Below are 14,739 nucleotides of genomic sequence, written 5' to 3'. Positions count from 1 at the left end.
TTTATGCATAGTTTATTTAAAAATATAATTGTTAATTTTTTCTTGCATTGTTTGAATATCTTCATTCGTTACTGTAAAGCGAATCACTTTCTCGTCAAGATCAAGCGCTTCTGCAAATAAACCTGCTAATCCGCGAGATTTTCTGTCTACTTCCATAATAATCTCTAGGCGATCGTAAGCGCTTGGTAAGATTAATAATTCTAGTTCATCTAATTTCCCATAATACTCTCCGGAAACAGGAACAAACTCAAATTCTTGTGCAAACGGAACTTGCTTACGTAATCGATACGGTAATTCTTCACATTCTATATGACGCGCTTTAAAACCTAATTGATTTACACTCTCTAACACACTATTTAATAGTGCATTGGGCAACACTTGAATGTAATCACGATCACTTGGATCTATACTGCGTTTAATATCAAGACCTGTATGCACCCAAACTGTTTTCATTCCAAGTGTAAGCGGGGTTTCAACTGGCATTATAAATGAAAATGGAATTTCTATTTTTTCATTCGGCTCAACAGAAAAAGGTTCTGTTAAACGAACTCGCTCTAAATCATATGTTGCTGTTACTTTTTTATCATCCACTTCTCGTACATACGACGTCGATAATGTTAAGTAAATGCTTTCAATTTGTTGGCTAACTGAACCACCAGTTATATGAACCTTCCCTAGTATCTCTTCTCCAACAATATACTCATCTTTTTCAAGAACTGTATCTACTTTTGCATTACCAATACCAACACTTGCTAAAAACTTTTGAAACACGGAACCTCCATCCTTTCTAAAGCAAAAGCTATATCTTTTTTTAAATCTTGTACATTCTCATAGTACGGCGTTTTTATTTGTAACATTCGCATAAGCATTTCACGGTTATAATTTTCCAAAGTTAATTCGTCATACCATGGTTTTTCATGTTTTTCATTAGATTCATAGCCTGCATATAATAAAAATAACGAGAAATGACCAAGCGCATAAAAATCGCTACGAAAGTGAACTTCTCGCATCAAAGCTTGTTCACCTTCATAAGCTGTAGCTCGTTCATCACCCTCACCCTTCAATTTAGCTAATCCAAAATCAATAATACTAATTTGGTTTTCTTTCATTAATATGTTTGGAATGCGTAAATCTCGGTGAATTATACCTTTATTATGAAACACCGATACAATTTCTAATATTTCATATAAAATTTTTAAAACTTCACGTTCTGTATATACATGCCCATCTAAGAAAATATAATCTTCGAAATTTTTACCAGGCATATATTCCATCACGAAAAAGCTTTTTTTCTCCCATACGAAATGATCATATAAACTAGGAATTGCATGATGATTTAATGTTTGTAAAATCATTTTCTCTTGTTCAAATGATTTTCTACCTGACTCATACCTTTGTTTACTCTGTCTTAATTGTTTTAAGACTTTATTTCTATTTATTTGTAAATCATTAACGACATATGTAACCCCATAACTGCCCATTCCAATTACTGATTCAATTTTATAACGTTCTGCAACGATTGTATTTTTTCGCAGTGGTCTATCAAATAAAGCTAGTATACGACGCCATTTCATCAGCTACTTGAAAAGAAGCTACGACTTTTACGTTTTCTTTTATAATGCTGATGCCCATAACCAGATGAACGTCGTTTATAATCGCTACTTGAATAAGAGCGACCTCTATGGCGATAATCACTACTAGAATACGAACGATTTTTTTTCCTACCTAATAAAGAATCAATAATTTTTTTGAACATCCCTTCACCTCTTGAGTAAAATTTCCTTTTAATTATACCAATAATTTCCGAATATATTTGTGACAAGTTTGTAAAGAGTAAAAAACGACGAGTTAAGCCCGCCGTTACTTTCACTCATCCTCTTCATCAAAAACTTCATCAATCATACATTTCTCTAATAAATACTCAAATGTAATATCTGCGAGATCTTCAATTTCTTCTCGTTTTGGGACGTACCCTCTTTCAATTAGTTGCTCATAAAAAAACTCCGCAATCTCTTCCGTATCAATTACGACCTCAATTTCCTTCATGAGCATCACTCCTTTATTTCTGTTTTATGAAAAAATCTCAAAATTATGTATATGAGATTAGAAAAATAGTTTTTCTTTTTTTATAGGTCATATCCTTTGGACGAGATGCATACGATGGTAGTACAAGCTATCAAAAAGGGGGATTTAATTATGGAATACCAATATGAGGTAGAACAAGAAGTAGGGCAAACAAAAGAAGAGTTCATGCATGAAGATCAATGGGCAGACTCTCTTATTAAATGGCTTTTTATTTTTTTAATAATTGTAGGCATACCTTATACTGCATATGTTGTTGTTCAATTCATTCTCTCTTTCTAGTTAACTATTTTTTCTCTGTCAATTTAACTAAATAATTATGAACAACATCCATAACAATTTTGTATTCTTCATCTTTAAATGTATCGAATAACAATTGATAATCGTTATAAATATCAAGTAATCCATCAATGATCTCTTGACGATTTGTCTTAACACTCACTTTTTTTGAGTTGTTAATTGACTTTAATTTTCCTAAATCTAATTTATTCATACCAGCTTTATCTTGTTTCATTTTCTTCAAAATTGCATTTGCCGTTTGAGCATTAGCAAGTAACGTTAAATCTGACTCATCCGCTTCTAACCATTCACCATCCGTAATTCGTGACAATTCGTATATAGTATCTTCCCATGCGTCATTTTTATATCTCCATACTTCTGTACGAAAACCAACAATTCGAAACACATCTTTATCGTATCCTGTTACTTGCACGAGATCACCAAATGTGAAATTATAATTTAATTCAATCCACTCAGTTTCACCTTTTTTCATATCTTGCTCTGAAACGTGCTGCAACGTTTGCTCTACGTAAAACCCATCGTGATTATTGACTTCGTAAACGTAAACTCCATCTAAAACCTTCATATTTGTGATTTTACCAACGGTTCCATATAGCGTAATCACGACTATGTCCCCTACGTTATATTTAGGTTGCTTTTTTCTCGCCATCTATATCTCTCCTTTTTTTGACGTCGTGATTTTGATAACAGTATATGCAACCTACATAAAAACGCTTATCACAGAAGCGTATATTCATAAATTTTTTCAATAAAAAATATCACCGTATAAAAAAATTATTTACAACGTAAAAAAAAGCTAGCAAATAGACTAGCTTCACGTCAAAAAATTCATATAGTTCTTATCTCTCTTGTATGTATAAATCCCAAGCTTCATCAAATATAGACATACTTTCTAGCAATCCACTTAACTCTAAGTATGAACTAATTTCATCATAATCTTCAGATTGCTTTGGAAAGCTTAAATCATCATACATTGCTTCTGCTAAATTCGATACTTCATTACTAAATAAAGCTGCACGATGCTTCATCATATAGTGGTAAAATGTCTTTTTCAAAAATATTCCCTGCCTTTCTAACTTGGATACATTATACAAGGCAAAAAAGAAAAAAACCAGCATAAAAGCTGGTTAAAAGTCGAAATAATTTCTTTTTAATAGACGTGGTCTTCCCATTAATTCTTCATATGTTAGTTGTTTTGGTAGATCTTTCGTATAAATTAGAAACAATTGATCTTCTATTTCTTTCACTGTTTGATCTGCTTGATAGTCCATACCACATGAGGAACAAGAAATGCATGGTGTCTCTTGGATTTCAATGGCTTTCGTACCATCTGGTAATTCCCAATATACAGTATTCAAGCTTTCTTTCGCTTCTGTACTGTCACACCACATACAATTCATACTGCATCACCCTCATTTTTTTTGTCGTTTTCTTCTAATTTAGCCATTTGCGATTGATACTTTTTATCTTTAAGTTGATCACGCTTATCACGTTTATCTTTTAGTGATGCATGAGTGTCATTATCTTCATAGTCTTTACGACGGCTCATACGCTGTAAGTCGTCTGGAACAAGGTTAAATTTCTTATCACTCATAAGACCTGCGATACCAACATCTGAACGTTTTTCTTCGTAGTTTGGATAGATTTCTTTAAAGTACCCTTCTGCTCTTCCTGGGATATAGCTCTCTGGCTCTGGATACGTTGTAATAACACCTTCAAAGTTACGAAGCACAACTTTATCTGCACTTTGCGAAATTAAATAGTTTGGTTGAAGCGCAATTTTCCCGCCGCCTCCTGGTGCATCTACAACGAATGTTGGAACCGCATAACCAGATGTATGACCGCGTAAACCTTCAATAATTTCAAGACCTTTAGATACTGGTGCACGGAAATGACCAATACCTTCAGATAGATCACATTGATAAATGTAGTATGGACGTACACGGATTTTTACTAAGTCATGCATAAGTTTTTTCATAATTGGAACGCTGTCGTTAATACCAGCTAAAATTACTGCTTGGTTTCCGACTGGAACACCAGCATTCGCTAGCATTTCACATGCTTTTTTCGATTCCTCTGTAATTTCAATAGAAGTATTGAAATGTGTATTTAACCATACTGGATGGTATTTTTTAATAATGTTACATAAGTTTTCTGTAATACGCTGCGGGAATACTACCGGCGCTCTCGTTCCGATACGAATAATCTCGACATGCGGAATCTCTCGTAAATTTTTTAATACATATTCTAAAATTTTATCGTTAATAAGAAGACCGTCTCCACCAGAAATTAATACATCTCGTACTTGTGGTGTATCACGAATGTAACCAATTGCATCATCTAATTGTTTCTTCGGCACACCCATTCCAATTTGTCCACTAAAACGACGGCGTGTACAGTAACGACAATACATAGAACATTGATTCGTTACTAAGAACAATACGCGGTCTGGGTAACGATGTGTTAGACCTGGAACTGGTGAATCTTCATCTTCATGAAGCGGATCTTCTAAATCATATTTTGTTTTATATAACTCTTCCGAGATCGGTACAGATTGCATCCGAATCGGACAGCGTGGGTCATCAGGATTCATTAGCCAAGCATAGTACGGTGTAATATTTAACGGGATCGTTTTTGTTGAAATTTTAACGCCTTCTTCTTCTTCAGGTATTAAATTAATCACTTTCTTTAAGTCATCCAAAGTTTTGATCGTATTCGTTAATTGCCAAACCCAGTCATTCCATTGCTCTTCAGTAACATCCTTCCACAACTCGATATCCTTCCAGTGACGATTTGGTTTGTATACATCATGTAACATTGCTATTCCCCCTTTTTATACGCTCATCCTTTATATAAGCAATAGTTATGCCAACTTTACATTATTGATAAGTAAATGTACGGTGAACGCTATTACATAAACGAAAAAATATTTGTAAGCACTGTATAAAATCCATACATACTATCATATTCATTACTTTTTATATATGTAAACGCTCTTTTATTGGTGCAAACACACAAAAACCGCCAATTATTCGGCGGTTTTGTCGTACTTACTCAATTTATATTGAAGCGTTTGGCGAGGGATACCTAACATTTTTGCAGCTTGTAATATATTCCCTTCCGTTTCAATTAACGCTTGATCTATTAATTCCTTTTCTGTTTGATGAAGTGCTTCTCTAAGTGGCAATATGCTCTTCTTCTTTGGCAAATTCTCTTTCCGAAATGTACGCGGTAAACAATTGGCTGTTAGTGTATCCCCTTCTGCAATAATGACAGCATGTTCAATCGTATGTTTTAGCTCACGAACATTGCCAGGCCATTGATAAGCTTGTAGTCTTTCTTTCGCTTCCTTATCCATTTGAAGTACACCTTTTTTATAACTTTTATTATATTCGTTCAAAAAATAAGACGCTAATAATAAGACATCCTCAGTTCTTTCACGTAGCGGCGGAATATACAATGAAAAGACATTTAATCGATAATATAAATCAGTACGAATTTTATTCTCTCTTAAACATATTTCTGGTGGCTGATTCATTGCAGTAATAACGCGAACATCTACTTTTCTCGTCTTATTATCACCAATTCGACGAATAACACCATCTTCTAATACACGTAGCATTTTCGCTTGTAAATCGAGAGGCATTGAATTCAGTTCGTCTAAAAACAATGTCCCACCATCTACAAGTTCAAATAATCCCGCTCGTTCAATTGCCCCAGTATAGCTACCTTTCGTCGTTCCGAACAATAAACTTTCTAATAGCGACTCTGGCAAAGCTGCGCAGTTTTGTGCAATAAATGGCTTGTTCTTCCGTTTAGAAGCTTCATGAATCGCTTGTACAAATAACTCTTTCCCTGTTCCTGTTTCCCCATATATTAAAACATTTGCATCAGTTGGCGCTACTTTTTGTGCTAATTCTTTCGTCTGTTTAAATCGAGCATCATCCGTCACAATCGTCTCAAATGCAACATGCTTTTTAATTACTTTTTTTCTAGATGACCGCTTTATTTTTGACTGCAAATCTACAATTGTATCCGTAAGTTTTTGAACTGTGGAATAATCCTTTGCAATTTCAACAGCCCCAGCAATATTTCCATCTATAAAAATAGGTAACGTCGTATTTACTGTACAAATGTCTTCCCCATTTAAATTTTGATAATGCTGAACTTGATGAACGATTGGTTTTTTTGTATCTAACACTTTCATTAACGTACTCGTTTCCCTAGATAAAGAAGGAAACGCTTCTAACAAATGTTTTCCTAACACTTTTTCAATTTTTGACCCATCGTGTTTTGCAGCTACAGTATTATAGAAAATTGTAATACCATTTTCATCTACTGCGTGTATAGCCTCATCAATACTGCCCAAAATCGCTTCAATGACTTCTTGTGTCGAAACTGCTAGCAATGTCATCCCCCCTTTTGCCGAAAATCCAGCAATCACATGCCGAATTTCCGGCATACCTATATGCGATTATAAGCATGACGATTCCGTTCTATTTTTTATACCGTACTATTTAGACAAATCTTTCACCCATATATTCATATCTTCCAGCTTATCGAAAATGTAGCAGTTGTTCGCCAGTCTTCCTGTATACGTATAACCTAACTGATGAAAGGCCGCATTCATTCCGAAAGAAAGCGATCGAGCAATTGTATAGGAGCAGAAAATCGATTTTTCTTGCAGTTCTTCTTCTAACTTAATTAGTAAACTTTTCATAAACCCATGCTTACGATATTCGGGTAAAGTAGCACAATTCGTTAATTCTGCATTTCCTTCTTTTATATTCATTTCTGCAGATGCTGTACTAATTATTTCCCCCGCGAATTCGTACACATAGTATATTGTATCGTCTTCCTTCATCGTTTGTTTTACATAACTCGCTTCGTTTAAAGGAGTCGGATAAACTTCAAATACTTTTCCAAAGACAGCCGCTAATTCTTCCGCATCCTCTTCTGTCGCTTTTCTTAATAAAAATTTCTCTGGTACTATTTTTTCCTTTACTTCTTTTGCTTTAACACCGCTTAAAATGGTATCTTCCTCAGCCCAATGAATACTATTTCGTCTTTCATCATTAATAAATTTCACGAAGAAGTATGCATCGTGACCTTGAAAATAATGCGGTATTGTTGCTTCCAATAAAAAACCGAAAGAGAGCCATGTAGAAACATGCTCTCCCTTTCCTTTAATAATACATTTAGTGAAAGAATGCTTCTCTGCTAATTCGTCAATTGTTTGGATAATCCTCTGAATATTTCCTGTGTAGTGGTCTACTCGAATACGTTTATTAAAATAGTCTAAAACGCCTTCTACTGTATAGCCATTCGTCTGTTCTCTAAAAGATTCATAGTATTTCATTTTTTCACCTCACACCAATCTAGTAATGTACATGCAATAATTTTTGCGGCAGCTATCATTTTATCAACTTCTATATATTCGTTTGGATAATGTGCTACTTTCGTCTCTCCTGGACCAAATACTATCGTTGGTACACCTGAGATTTGTGTAAATAAACCTCCATCAGTCCCCCACGGAGATGCTTCAATAATCGGTTCATTCCCTTCGATTTCAACAAAATTATGCTCTAGTGTTGTAATTAACTCATGATTTTCTTCTAGTTCACCAGGAACCCATCTCGCTCCAAACCATTCTACTTCTACAGGATTTTCAACAAACCAATTGTCCACATTATTTAATTCAGCGATCCAATTCTCGAACTCTTCTTTTGCTGCCTCTATAGTCTCATTCGGCGCAATACCATATCTTCCTTCTAAATTTAATGAATCAGGAACAGAACTTGGCCAACTCCCACCTTCAATTTTCCCAATATTAATTGGAATTGGAATGGGGATTCCTTTAAATAACGGGTCTGTAATTCGGTCATTTCTCTTCACTTCCAATTTTCTCAAATGATCTACAACAAACATACTTTTTTCAATTGCACTTACTCCTTCATAACGCGTTCCACCGTGTGCTGCTTTGCCTTTCACATGTAGACGAAACCACATGGACCCTTGTTGTTTCGGGAAAAACTTCATATTTGTTGGTTCTGGAATAATGACACCATCTGCTTTATATCCTCGTAATATAGTCGCTAATGTTCCTGCCCCGCCACTTTCTTCTTCAATTACACTTTGGAAATAAATATCTCCTTTTAATTCAATACCAGATTCAATAATAGCTTCCATCGCAAGCATCAGTGCGACATTGCCGCCTTTCATATCCGTTGTTCCACGACCATATATACGATTCCCTATTTGCTCACCACTATAAGGGTGATGGTCCCACTGATTCACATCTCCTTCTGGTACGACATCAATATGTCCATTTAATATCATAGATTTCCCGTCGCCACTTCCTTTTAAAGTTGCCACTATGTTCGGGCTATCTGAAAAACTTGTACGCGGTGATACAAAATAAGGATGATCTTTCATTTTAGAAAATGAAGGTTCCCAAATATCAAGATCTAAACCTAGCTCACGTAATTTTTCAATCACAATTGCCTGCGCACCACTTTCATCACCAGATACGCTTTTTTCTTGAATTAATCGTTTTAAAAATTTTACGCTTTCCTCTTCATGACTCTCGATATAATCACAAATTTTCTTTTTTAATTGCTCCATATATTACATCTCCCCTCATTCGATTACTAGTAAGTTAGAGCCAATTTTGAAATCAGCTTCTGTATGTTGTTTTATATCTTCCACTGTGTATGGACTCATTAATTCTTGTAAAACGAGTCCACCCTGCGTCACTTCCATAACTGCCATATCCGTAATAATTAAATCTACACATTTCTTTGAAGTTAATGGTAATGTACACTCCGAAACAATCTTTGCATTTCCGTATTTATCGACATGATTCATCACAACAACGACCCGCTTCGCTTTTTGTGCCAAATCCATCGCTCCCCCAATACCTGGAACGCGTTTTCCTGGTACAATCCAGTTTGCTAAATCACCATTCTCACTTACTTGTAATGAACCAAGAATCGTTATGTCTAATAAACCTTTTCGAATCATCCCAAACGCTGTGCAACTATCAAAATAACTCGCTCCTGTAATTAGAGAAGTCGGTAAACCTGCTGCGTTACATAAATTTTCGTCTTCATTCCCTTTTCTTGGCGTAGGTCCCATACCTACAATTCCATTTTCCGCATGAAACATAACGTTTATATCGTCAGGAAGATGATTCGGTACAAGCGATGGTATACCAATACCTAAATTTACAATCATACCATTTTGTATTTCTTTCGCCGCACGCCTAGCAATCTTATCTCTCACTTCTACGCCCATACCCATTTCCAATTCACTCCTTCCGACGGTACGATATAATTTACAAATACTCCTGGGACAACAATTTCTTCTGGATCTAAACTTCCAAGTGGAACGATTTCTTCTGCTTCTACAATCGTTATATCCCCTGCCATAGCTACGTGAGGATTCATATTACGAGCACTTTTATCAAACACAAGATTACCAAACGGATCCGCTTTTTTCGCATATACAATCGCAACCTCAGCAGTTAATGCTGTTTCAACTAAATATGTCTTGCCATTCATTTCAACTGTACGTTTTCCCTCTTCTACAATCGTATCAACACCTACATCAACTAATACACCTCCAAGTCCTACACCACCAGCACGAATACGCTCTGCTAATGTTCCTTGAGGAGAAAACTCGATTTGTAACCTTCCTTCGTTTAGCTGTCTTCCTGCATTTGGATTTGAACCAATATGTGAAGTAATTAATGATTTTACTCTTTCATTCGTAACAAGACGACCGATTCCTACATCAGGAAATCCCGTGTCATTTCCTATTAAATTTAAATTTGTAACTCCTTTTTCTAAAATCGCCTGTATTAAAGATGGAGGGGATCCAATCCCCCCAAATCCTCCAAACATTAATGTCATATCATCGTGGAACAAAGAAATTACTTCCTCTATCTCTTTTAATTTATCGAATGTATTCGTAATAGTTGTCATGCGATACTATGCCCTCCTTTTTGCATCATTTCTTCTACACTTTTTGCAAAAATTGAAAGTAATTCATCTAACTCGGAATATGTAGTTGTCATCGGCGGTGCTACAAGCAGTGCACTATCTTCTTTTCCTGCTTGCCCTGAAACAGCTTGGTATAAAAGAAGACCATTTTTAGCTGCAACCGAAATAAGTTCCGACGCTTTTGTAAACGGTTGCAATTCTACACCAATCAGCAACCCTTTTCCGCGCACATCAGCAATGATTGTCGATTGTTGCTGAACTTTCTGTAGTCCTTTTATTAAATACTCTCCCTTTTCTGCTGTTTTTTCAGGTAGATTATGTTTCTCCATATATTCAATAACAGCTAGAGCTGTTGCTGCAGATAATGGATTTGCACTTAACGTATGCCCACTCATTACAGAACGCGATCCACGTAAAATTGGCTCCATAACACGGTCACTTACAATCGTCGCTGCCATCGGTGTATATCCAGCTCCTAAACCTTTACCAAGAGTCATAATATCCGGTTCTACACCCCAATGCTCCATCGCAAACCATGCGCCAGTACGACCAAGCCCTGTCATTACTTCATCAGCAATAAATAAAATATCGTAATGACTACAAATATCTTTAATGACTTTATAATATTCTTTCGGCGGAACGACTGCGCCTCCAGCTGCTCCTATAATCGGTTCAGCGATAAAAGCTGCGATATGTTCTGCACCAATTCTTTCAATTGATCTTTCTAGTTCAGTCGCACAAGCAAGCTGACAAGTTGGATATACCTTTTGCACCGGACATCTAAAACAATATGGAGCTGGAATAGTTGGATAATCTTCTAAAATTGACACGAAACGTTGTCTGCGCAGTGGATGCCCAGACATTGATAAGGCTCCCATCGTAATACCGTGATAACTCATCCATCGTGACAAAATTTTATGCTTCCCTTGAATACCTCGCTCTTGAAAATGCTGGATTGCAATTTTCATAGCTGTTTCATTTGCTTCCGTACCACTATTTACAAAAAAGCTCCAGTTCAAATCTCCTACACTTAAATCGCTTAATTTCTTCGCTAATTTTTCAGCTGGTTCACTCGTAAACTGTGATCTATAAACGAAAGCAATCTCCTCTGCTTGCTTTTTTATAACATCTGCAATCTCCTTTACGCCATGCCCAATACCTGCCGTAATTGCCCCTGACGAGCCATCAAAATATTTATTTCCGTTTTGATCATACAAATACACACCTTTTCCATGTGAAATCATTGGATACGGCTGACCAACAAGTGGTTTAATTAAGTAATCGCGCATAGCGCTCCCCCATTTCTCCAATTTGTATATATATATGAAGAAAATTGACGTTTCTTTCATAAAAAAGAACCCTCTGCGAAAGCAGTGATTTTATCAAAAAACTATTATAAAATATACAAATGAGTACTAAATATTAATTTAGAAAACAGAAAATTCAGAACTTAAAACGAAGACCAACCCTTATCTATACGCTCCAATAACCCTCCTTTATATAAAATAAACGCTTCACTACATATTTTCTTAACATAATATCAGCTTCCCTCAATTGCCGACATTGTGTAAACTTCGACGAAACTCCCTTTAAACTCCTTCCTATTCTCCTACTTTATATTGCATATTTTCAAACAAATATCGACAATTAATCCTACTAAATACATAGCAATTATTTTTATAGAAACCTATATTTTACATACATTCTCCTCAGTTTTATACAATAAAAAAAGAACCGATTAACCACATTAATCAGTTCGGCACGACGCTCTTTTATCGGTTAATACTGCCACTTGCTAACGTAAATAGAAAAAATAATGTTACAAATTCAAAATTCATCCTACATCGTAAAGCACAAAATCGTCCATAACTCCATTCACAATTCCTTTTTGGATATCCCCATCCCAATATTTTATTCCTTTCCTTATGTTTAAACTACCTTTCCTTTATAATTTATGTAGGACAATTATCACTTTGTATGTGTATTTGCCCATTATTAAAAAAATCCCTAGTTTCCTAAGGATTTTTGGACATGTTTTCGATATGTTACTTCATACGCTCTTAAGGTTTTTTATTTCGAAATATACATTGTAATCGGTACATCATCATCTAACATAGATGATATATTGCTGTATACTCTAGAAAATTATAAGGCTCTTTCGCCTAAAAAACACTTATCCTTAAGCAATACTCTTTATTAATTTTCAACTTTTCTCCTTCAAAAAACAATTTTTTCGCATAACCTCTTTCTTGTTAAGCATATAGTTTTAATGATGACAAAGGAGGAATATTCATGTCTCAATCTGAAATCGAAAAATATGGACAAGAAGCTGCACGTTACGAACAGCTCGCTCGTTACTATCAATTTAAAAATCCGAAAAAATATGTAGAACTATATATGAAATATTACGATGCGCTTACGAAACTTGTACAGGCGTATGAAAAAAGAGATTCACAAGAAGCTGCTTTACCGTCACACATACGTTTTTTTCACTCTGCTTCCAATACACCTGCGGTTGACATTTTAGTAAACGGGCAAAAGGTTATTAAAAATATTTCATTTAAACAATTTAGTCCCTATTTAACATTAGTGCAAGGTAAATACCGTATAGATATTGTCCCTGTTGGAGATGAAACTCCCATCTTTTCAGCTTTAGTACCAATAATGGGGAATCACACTTATACTTTTGCCGCAATAAATAGTGACAATCATCTACAATTACAACCTATGCTTGATAATACACATTTACCAGCTGGTCAAGCAAAAATACGCTTTGCACATTTTTCTCCAGATACCCCTGTTGTAAATGTAGATTTAAAAGGTGGAGATCATTTATTTGAAAATGTACTCTTTAAACAAATAACAGATTTTTTGGAAGTTAGTCCTGGTACAGCAGATATTGAAGTTTCACTCGCCGATAATCCCAGCGTCTTACTAACTATACCGAATTTCAAAGTCGAACCGAACATCATATATACAATTTCACTTTTAGGTTATTCAACTAAAGATCCTAAATTAGAAGCCGTTATACTTACGAATTAAAACAGTCTACACCATTCATTTGGTGTAGACTGTTTATTTTTGAAATACAATTTGAAATTCTGTCCATTCGTTATCTGAACGGCACATGATGGACCCATTATGTTTTTCTACAATTTGTTTACATACAAATAATCCAATACCAGTTCCTAACTTTTTAGTAGTTACAAATGGTTCGAAAATCATTTCTACACTTTCAGCTGGAATCATTGGCCCATTATTTTTTATCACAATTCGAATCGATTGATCTTCTTCAAATACATCAATGATAATTTTCCGTTCTTCTTTCATTGATTCTAGAGCGTCAATTGAGTTCATTAATATATTTAAAAATACTTGTCTCACTTCACTCCGATAGCCAACAAGTGGAATTGGATACGGTAAATTCTTTTCAATCGAAACATTTGCATTGACCAAACTCGGATATAAGAACTGTATAATATCTTGAAACAAATCATTAAGCCAAAATTGTTCTGATTTATTCCACATTTCTTTTTTCGATACGAGTAAAAATTGCGAAATACGAAAATTTAATTGGTCTAATTCATGCGAAATAATATCTAAATAAGATAAACTTGGATGATCTGCCTTTAATAATTTAACAAATCCCATAATTGAAGTGAGTGGGTTACGGAATTCATGTACAAAACTTGCTGACATTTGCCCTAAAATCGTCAGCCTTTCTTTATGTGTTTCGTTAATATATTGCTGTTTTTCCTCTAAATTTTTTGATATAATTTCCGAGTATTTTAAAACAGTATAATAAATTAATTTATCAAAACAAGTATGTATTTGGGCCATAATCGGTTTCAATTCACGTGCGCTAACATCTAATTCACACATCGCTTCGAAAAGTTCATTTCTTCCCACATTTGCATTATAAACAAAGTCTCCAATATTCGCATCTGCCCCTGCACGTTCAATAGCAATTTTCTCGCATAATGGCTGAAGATAATCTATATCTTTTTCTTCCATAGTAAGTTCGATAATTAACTCTAATAAATCCTCTCCATTTTGAACTGCTTCTAGTTTAAATGGATCTTTATCGGAAATTATCATTTTGTTTTTCCAGTTCTCAACGAATTGGTGCCTGTTGTTTTTCAAGTGCGAACAAAATACTTCTTTAATATCCTTATCGATTGGAAAAACCCCCATTCCCTCCATTTCCATGCGACGAACACCCTTTATATTTTGAATATTAACACAAAAAATGCGATTCGTTAATAGATTATTGTCACATTTTGTTAATATGTGTTGATAAAATTTTTAATGTCCTTATTAATTGTTTAGATTGATACATTCCATTTTCCTTCCT

The 14,739-nt window shown here is 34.9% G+C and carries 17 protein-coding genes; 2 read left to right on the top strand and 15 right to left on the bottom strand.

Annotated features, from left to right (window positions below; genetic code table 11):
• Positions 1-12: 12 nt before the first annotated feature.
• The 4 genes from RBB48_RS15250 to RBB48_RS15235 all read right to left on the bottom strand — a co-directional run bounded on the left by RBB48_RS15250 (position 13) and on the right by RBB48_RS15235 (position 2,046).
• Positions 13-771, bottom strand: coding sequence for a sporulation protein (locus RBB48_RS15250; RefSeq protein ID WP_088063278.1), 759 nt, complete (start codon positions 769-771; stop codon positions 13-15).
• A complete protein-coding gene (locus tag RBB48_RS15245; RefSeq protein ID WP_088063277.1) occupies positions 753-1,574 on the bottom strand; it encodes a serine/threonine protein kinase in 822 nt (273 codons plus the stop codon). The genes RBB48_RS15250 and RBB48_RS15245 overlap by 19 nt, the downstream gene beginning before the upstream one ends.
• A complete protein-coding gene (locus RBB48_RS15240) occupies positions 1,574-1,756 on the bottom strand; it encodes a hypothetical protein (protein ID WP_000473373.1) in 183 nt (60 codons plus the stop codon). Before RBB48_RS15240 ends, RBB48_RS15245 begins: the two co-directional genes overlap by 1 nt.
• A 110-nt stretch (positions 1,757-1,866) precedes the next feature.
• On the bottom strand, positions 1,867-2,046 hold the full coding sequence (locus RBB48_RS15235) for a YozD family protein (RefSeq protein WP_000658451.1): 180 nt from the start codon (positions 2,044-2,046) through the stop codon (positions 1,867-1,869).
• A 150-nt stretch (positions 2,047-2,196) separates the two neighbouring features.
• On the opposite strand from RBB48_RS15235, the gene RBB48_RS15230 reads away from it, so the two are divergent.
• Positions 2,197-2,364: a DUF3930 family protein gene (locus tag RBB48_RS15230; protein ID WP_000456535.1), complete on the top strand. Its 168-nt coding sequence runs from the start codon at positions 2,197-2,199 to the stop codon at positions 2,362-2,364.
• 4 nt (positions 2,365-2,368) lie between these two features.
• Here RBB48_RS15230 and RBB48_RS15225 read toward each other — a convergent pair whose 3' ends face one another.
• From RBB48_RS15225 to RBB48_RS15180, 10 genes are all read right to left on the bottom strand, one after another.
• Positions 2,369-3,031, bottom strand: coding sequence for a hypothetical protein (locus RBB48_RS15225; protein ID WP_000101496.1), 663 nt, complete (start codon positions 3,029-3,031; stop codon positions 2,369-2,371).
• 190 nt (positions 3,032-3,221) lie between these two features.
• On the bottom strand, positions 3,222-3,437 hold the full coding sequence (locus RBB48_RS15220; RefSeq protein ID WP_000750728.1) for a YozE family protein: 216 nt from the start codon (positions 3,435-3,437) through the stop codon (positions 3,222-3,224).
• Between the two features lie 72 nt (positions 3,438-3,509).
• Positions 3,510-3,782, bottom strand: coding sequence for a YokU family protein (locus tag RBB48_RS15215; RefSeq protein ID WP_000995761.1), 273 nt, complete (start codon positions 3,780-3,782; stop codon positions 3,510-3,512).
• Positions 3,779-5,200, bottom strand: a complete 1,422-nt coding sequence (kamA, locus tag RBB48_RS15210) for a lysine 2,3-aminomutase (RefSeq protein ID WP_000902134.1) — start codon at positions 5,198-5,200, stop codon at positions 3,779-3,781. The genes RBB48_RS15215 and kamA overlap by 4 nt, the downstream gene beginning before the upstream one ends.
• 210 nt (positions 5,201-5,410) lie before the next feature.
• Positions 5,411-6,796 (bottom strand): arginine utilization transcriptional regulator RocR, encoded by a 1,386-nt coding sequence (gene rocR / locus RBB48_RS15205; protein WP_087982480.1) that lies wholly within the window; start codon positions 6,794-6,796, stop codon positions 5,411-5,413.
• A 99-nt stretch (positions 6,797-6,895) separates the two neighbouring features.
• Positions 6,896-7,741, bottom strand: a complete 846-nt coding sequence (gene ablB / locus RBB48_RS15200) for a putative beta-lysine N-acetyltransferase (protein WP_088063275.1) — start codon at positions 7,739-7,741, stop codon at positions 6,896-6,898.
• On the bottom strand, positions 7,738-9,006 hold the full coding sequence (locus tag RBB48_RS15195; protein WP_088063274.1) for a peptidase: 1,269 nt from the start codon (positions 9,004-9,006) through the stop codon (positions 7,738-7,740). Before RBB48_RS15195 ends, ablB begins: the two co-directional genes overlap by 4 nt.
• 15 nt (positions 9,007-9,021) lie before the next feature.
• Positions 9,022-9,684 (bottom strand): CoA transferase subunit B, encoded by a 663-nt coding sequence (locus tag RBB48_RS15190; protein ID WP_000525267.1) that lies wholly within the window; start codon positions 9,682-9,684, stop codon positions 9,022-9,024.
• Positions 9,669-10,367 carry an acetate CoA-transferase subunit alpha gene (gene atoD / locus RBB48_RS15185; protein WP_000208097.1) on the bottom strand — a complete coding sequence of 233 codons (699 nt, stop codon included), beginning with the start codon at positions 10,365-10,367 and terminating at the stop codon, positions 9,669-9,671. Before atoD ends, RBB48_RS15190 begins: the two co-directional genes overlap by 16 nt.
• Complete coding sequence (locus RBB48_RS15180) at positions 10,364-11,674, bottom strand: aspartate aminotransferase family protein (RefSeq protein WP_001205889.1); 1,311 nt, start codon at positions 11,672-11,674, stop codon at positions 10,364-10,366. The genes atoD and RBB48_RS15180 overlap by 4 nt, the downstream gene beginning before the upstream one ends.
• Before the next feature lie 1,003 nt (positions 11,675-12,677).
• Here RBB48_RS15180 and RBB48_RS15175 point away from each other — a divergent pair.
• The gene (locus RBB48_RS15175; RefSeq protein WP_088063273.1) at positions 12,678-13,427 is read left to right on the top strand and encodes a DUF4397 domain-containing protein; all 750 of its coding nucleotides are present in this window, start codon (positions 12,678-12,680) and stop codon (positions 13,425-13,427) included.
• Between the two features lie 33 nt (positions 13,428-13,460).
• Here RBB48_RS15175 and RBB48_RS15170 read toward each other — a convergent pair whose 3' ends face one another.
• Entirely contained in the window at positions 13,461-14,594 is a 1,134-nt protein-coding gene (locus RBB48_RS15170; RefSeq protein WP_000425101.1) for a BA2291 family sporulation histidine kinase, read from the bottom strand.
• Between the last annotated feature and the right edge of the window lie 145 nt (positions 14,595-14,739).

Source organism: Bacillus sp. MMSF_3353, assembly GCF_030733445.1.
In the GTDB taxonomy this organism is placed as follows: Bacteria; Bacillota; Bacilli; order Bacillales; family Bacillaceae_G; genus Bacillus_A; species Bacillus_A wiedmannii.
The sequence above is the reverse complement of the archived record's forward strand: the minus strand, read 5'-3'. Positions and strand labels throughout refer to the sequence as shown.

Excerpts from the sequence above, each read along its gene's own strand:
- RBB48_RS15240 (WP_000473373.1), bottom strand. The coding sequence starts at position 1,756 with ATGTTCAAAAAAATTATTGATTCTTTATTAGGTAGGAAAAAAAATCGT.
- RBB48_RS15195 (WP_088063274.1), bottom strand. The coding sequence starts at position 9,006 with ATGGAGCAATTAAAAAAGAAAATTTGTGATTATATCGAGAGTCATGAA.
- RBB48_RS15215 (WP_000995761.1), bottom strand. The coding sequence starts at position 3,782 with ATGAATTGTATGTGGTGTGACAGTACAGAAGCGAAAGAAAGCTTGAAT.
- RBB48_RS15245 (WP_088063277.1), bottom strand. The coding sequence starts at position 1,574 with ATGAAATGGCGTCGTATACTAGCTTTATTTGATAGACCACTGCGAAAA.
- RBB48_RS15175 (WP_088063273.1), top strand. The coding sequence starts at position 12,678 with ATGTCTCAATCTGAAATCGAAAAATATGGACAAGAAGCTGCACGTTAC.
- RBB48_RS15225 (WP_000101496.1), bottom strand. The coding sequence starts at position 3,031 with ATGGCGAGAAAAAAGCAACCTAAATATAACGTAGGGGACATAGTCGTG.
- rocR (WP_087982480.1), bottom strand. The coding sequence starts at position 6,796 with ATGACATTGCTAGCAGTTTCGACACAAGAAGTCATTGAAGCGATTTTG.
- RBB48_RS15230 (WP_000456535.1), top strand. The coding sequence starts at position 2,197 with ATGGAATACCAATATGAGGTAGAACAAGAAGTAGGGCAAACAAAAGAA.
- RBB48_RS15170 (WP_000425101.1), bottom strand. The coding sequence starts at position 14,594 with ATGGAAATGGAGGGAATGGGGGTTTTTCCAATCGATAAGGATATTAAA.
- atoD (WP_000208097.1), bottom strand. The coding sequence starts at position 10,367 with ATGACAACTATTACGAATACATTCGATAAATTAAAAGAGATAGAGGAA.
- RBB48_RS15190 (WP_000525267.1), bottom strand. The coding sequence starts at position 9,684 with ATGGGTATGGGCGTAGAAGTGAGAGATAAGATTGCTAGGCGTGCGGCG.
- ablB (WP_088063275.1), bottom strand. The coding sequence starts at position 7,741 with ATGAAATACTATGAATCTTTTAGAGAACAGACGAATGGCTATACAGTA.
- RBB48_RS15235 (WP_000658451.1), bottom strand. The coding sequence starts at position 2,046 with ATGAAGGAAATTGAGGTCGTAATTGATACGGAAGAGATTGCGGAGTTT.
- RBB48_RS15180 (WP_001205889.1), bottom strand. The coding sequence starts at position 11,674 with ATGCGCGATTACTTAATTAAACCACTTGTTGGTCAGCCGTATCCAATG.
- kamA (WP_000902134.1), bottom strand. The coding sequence starts at position 5,200 with ATGTTACATGATGTATACAAACCAAATCGTCACTGGAAGGATATCGAG.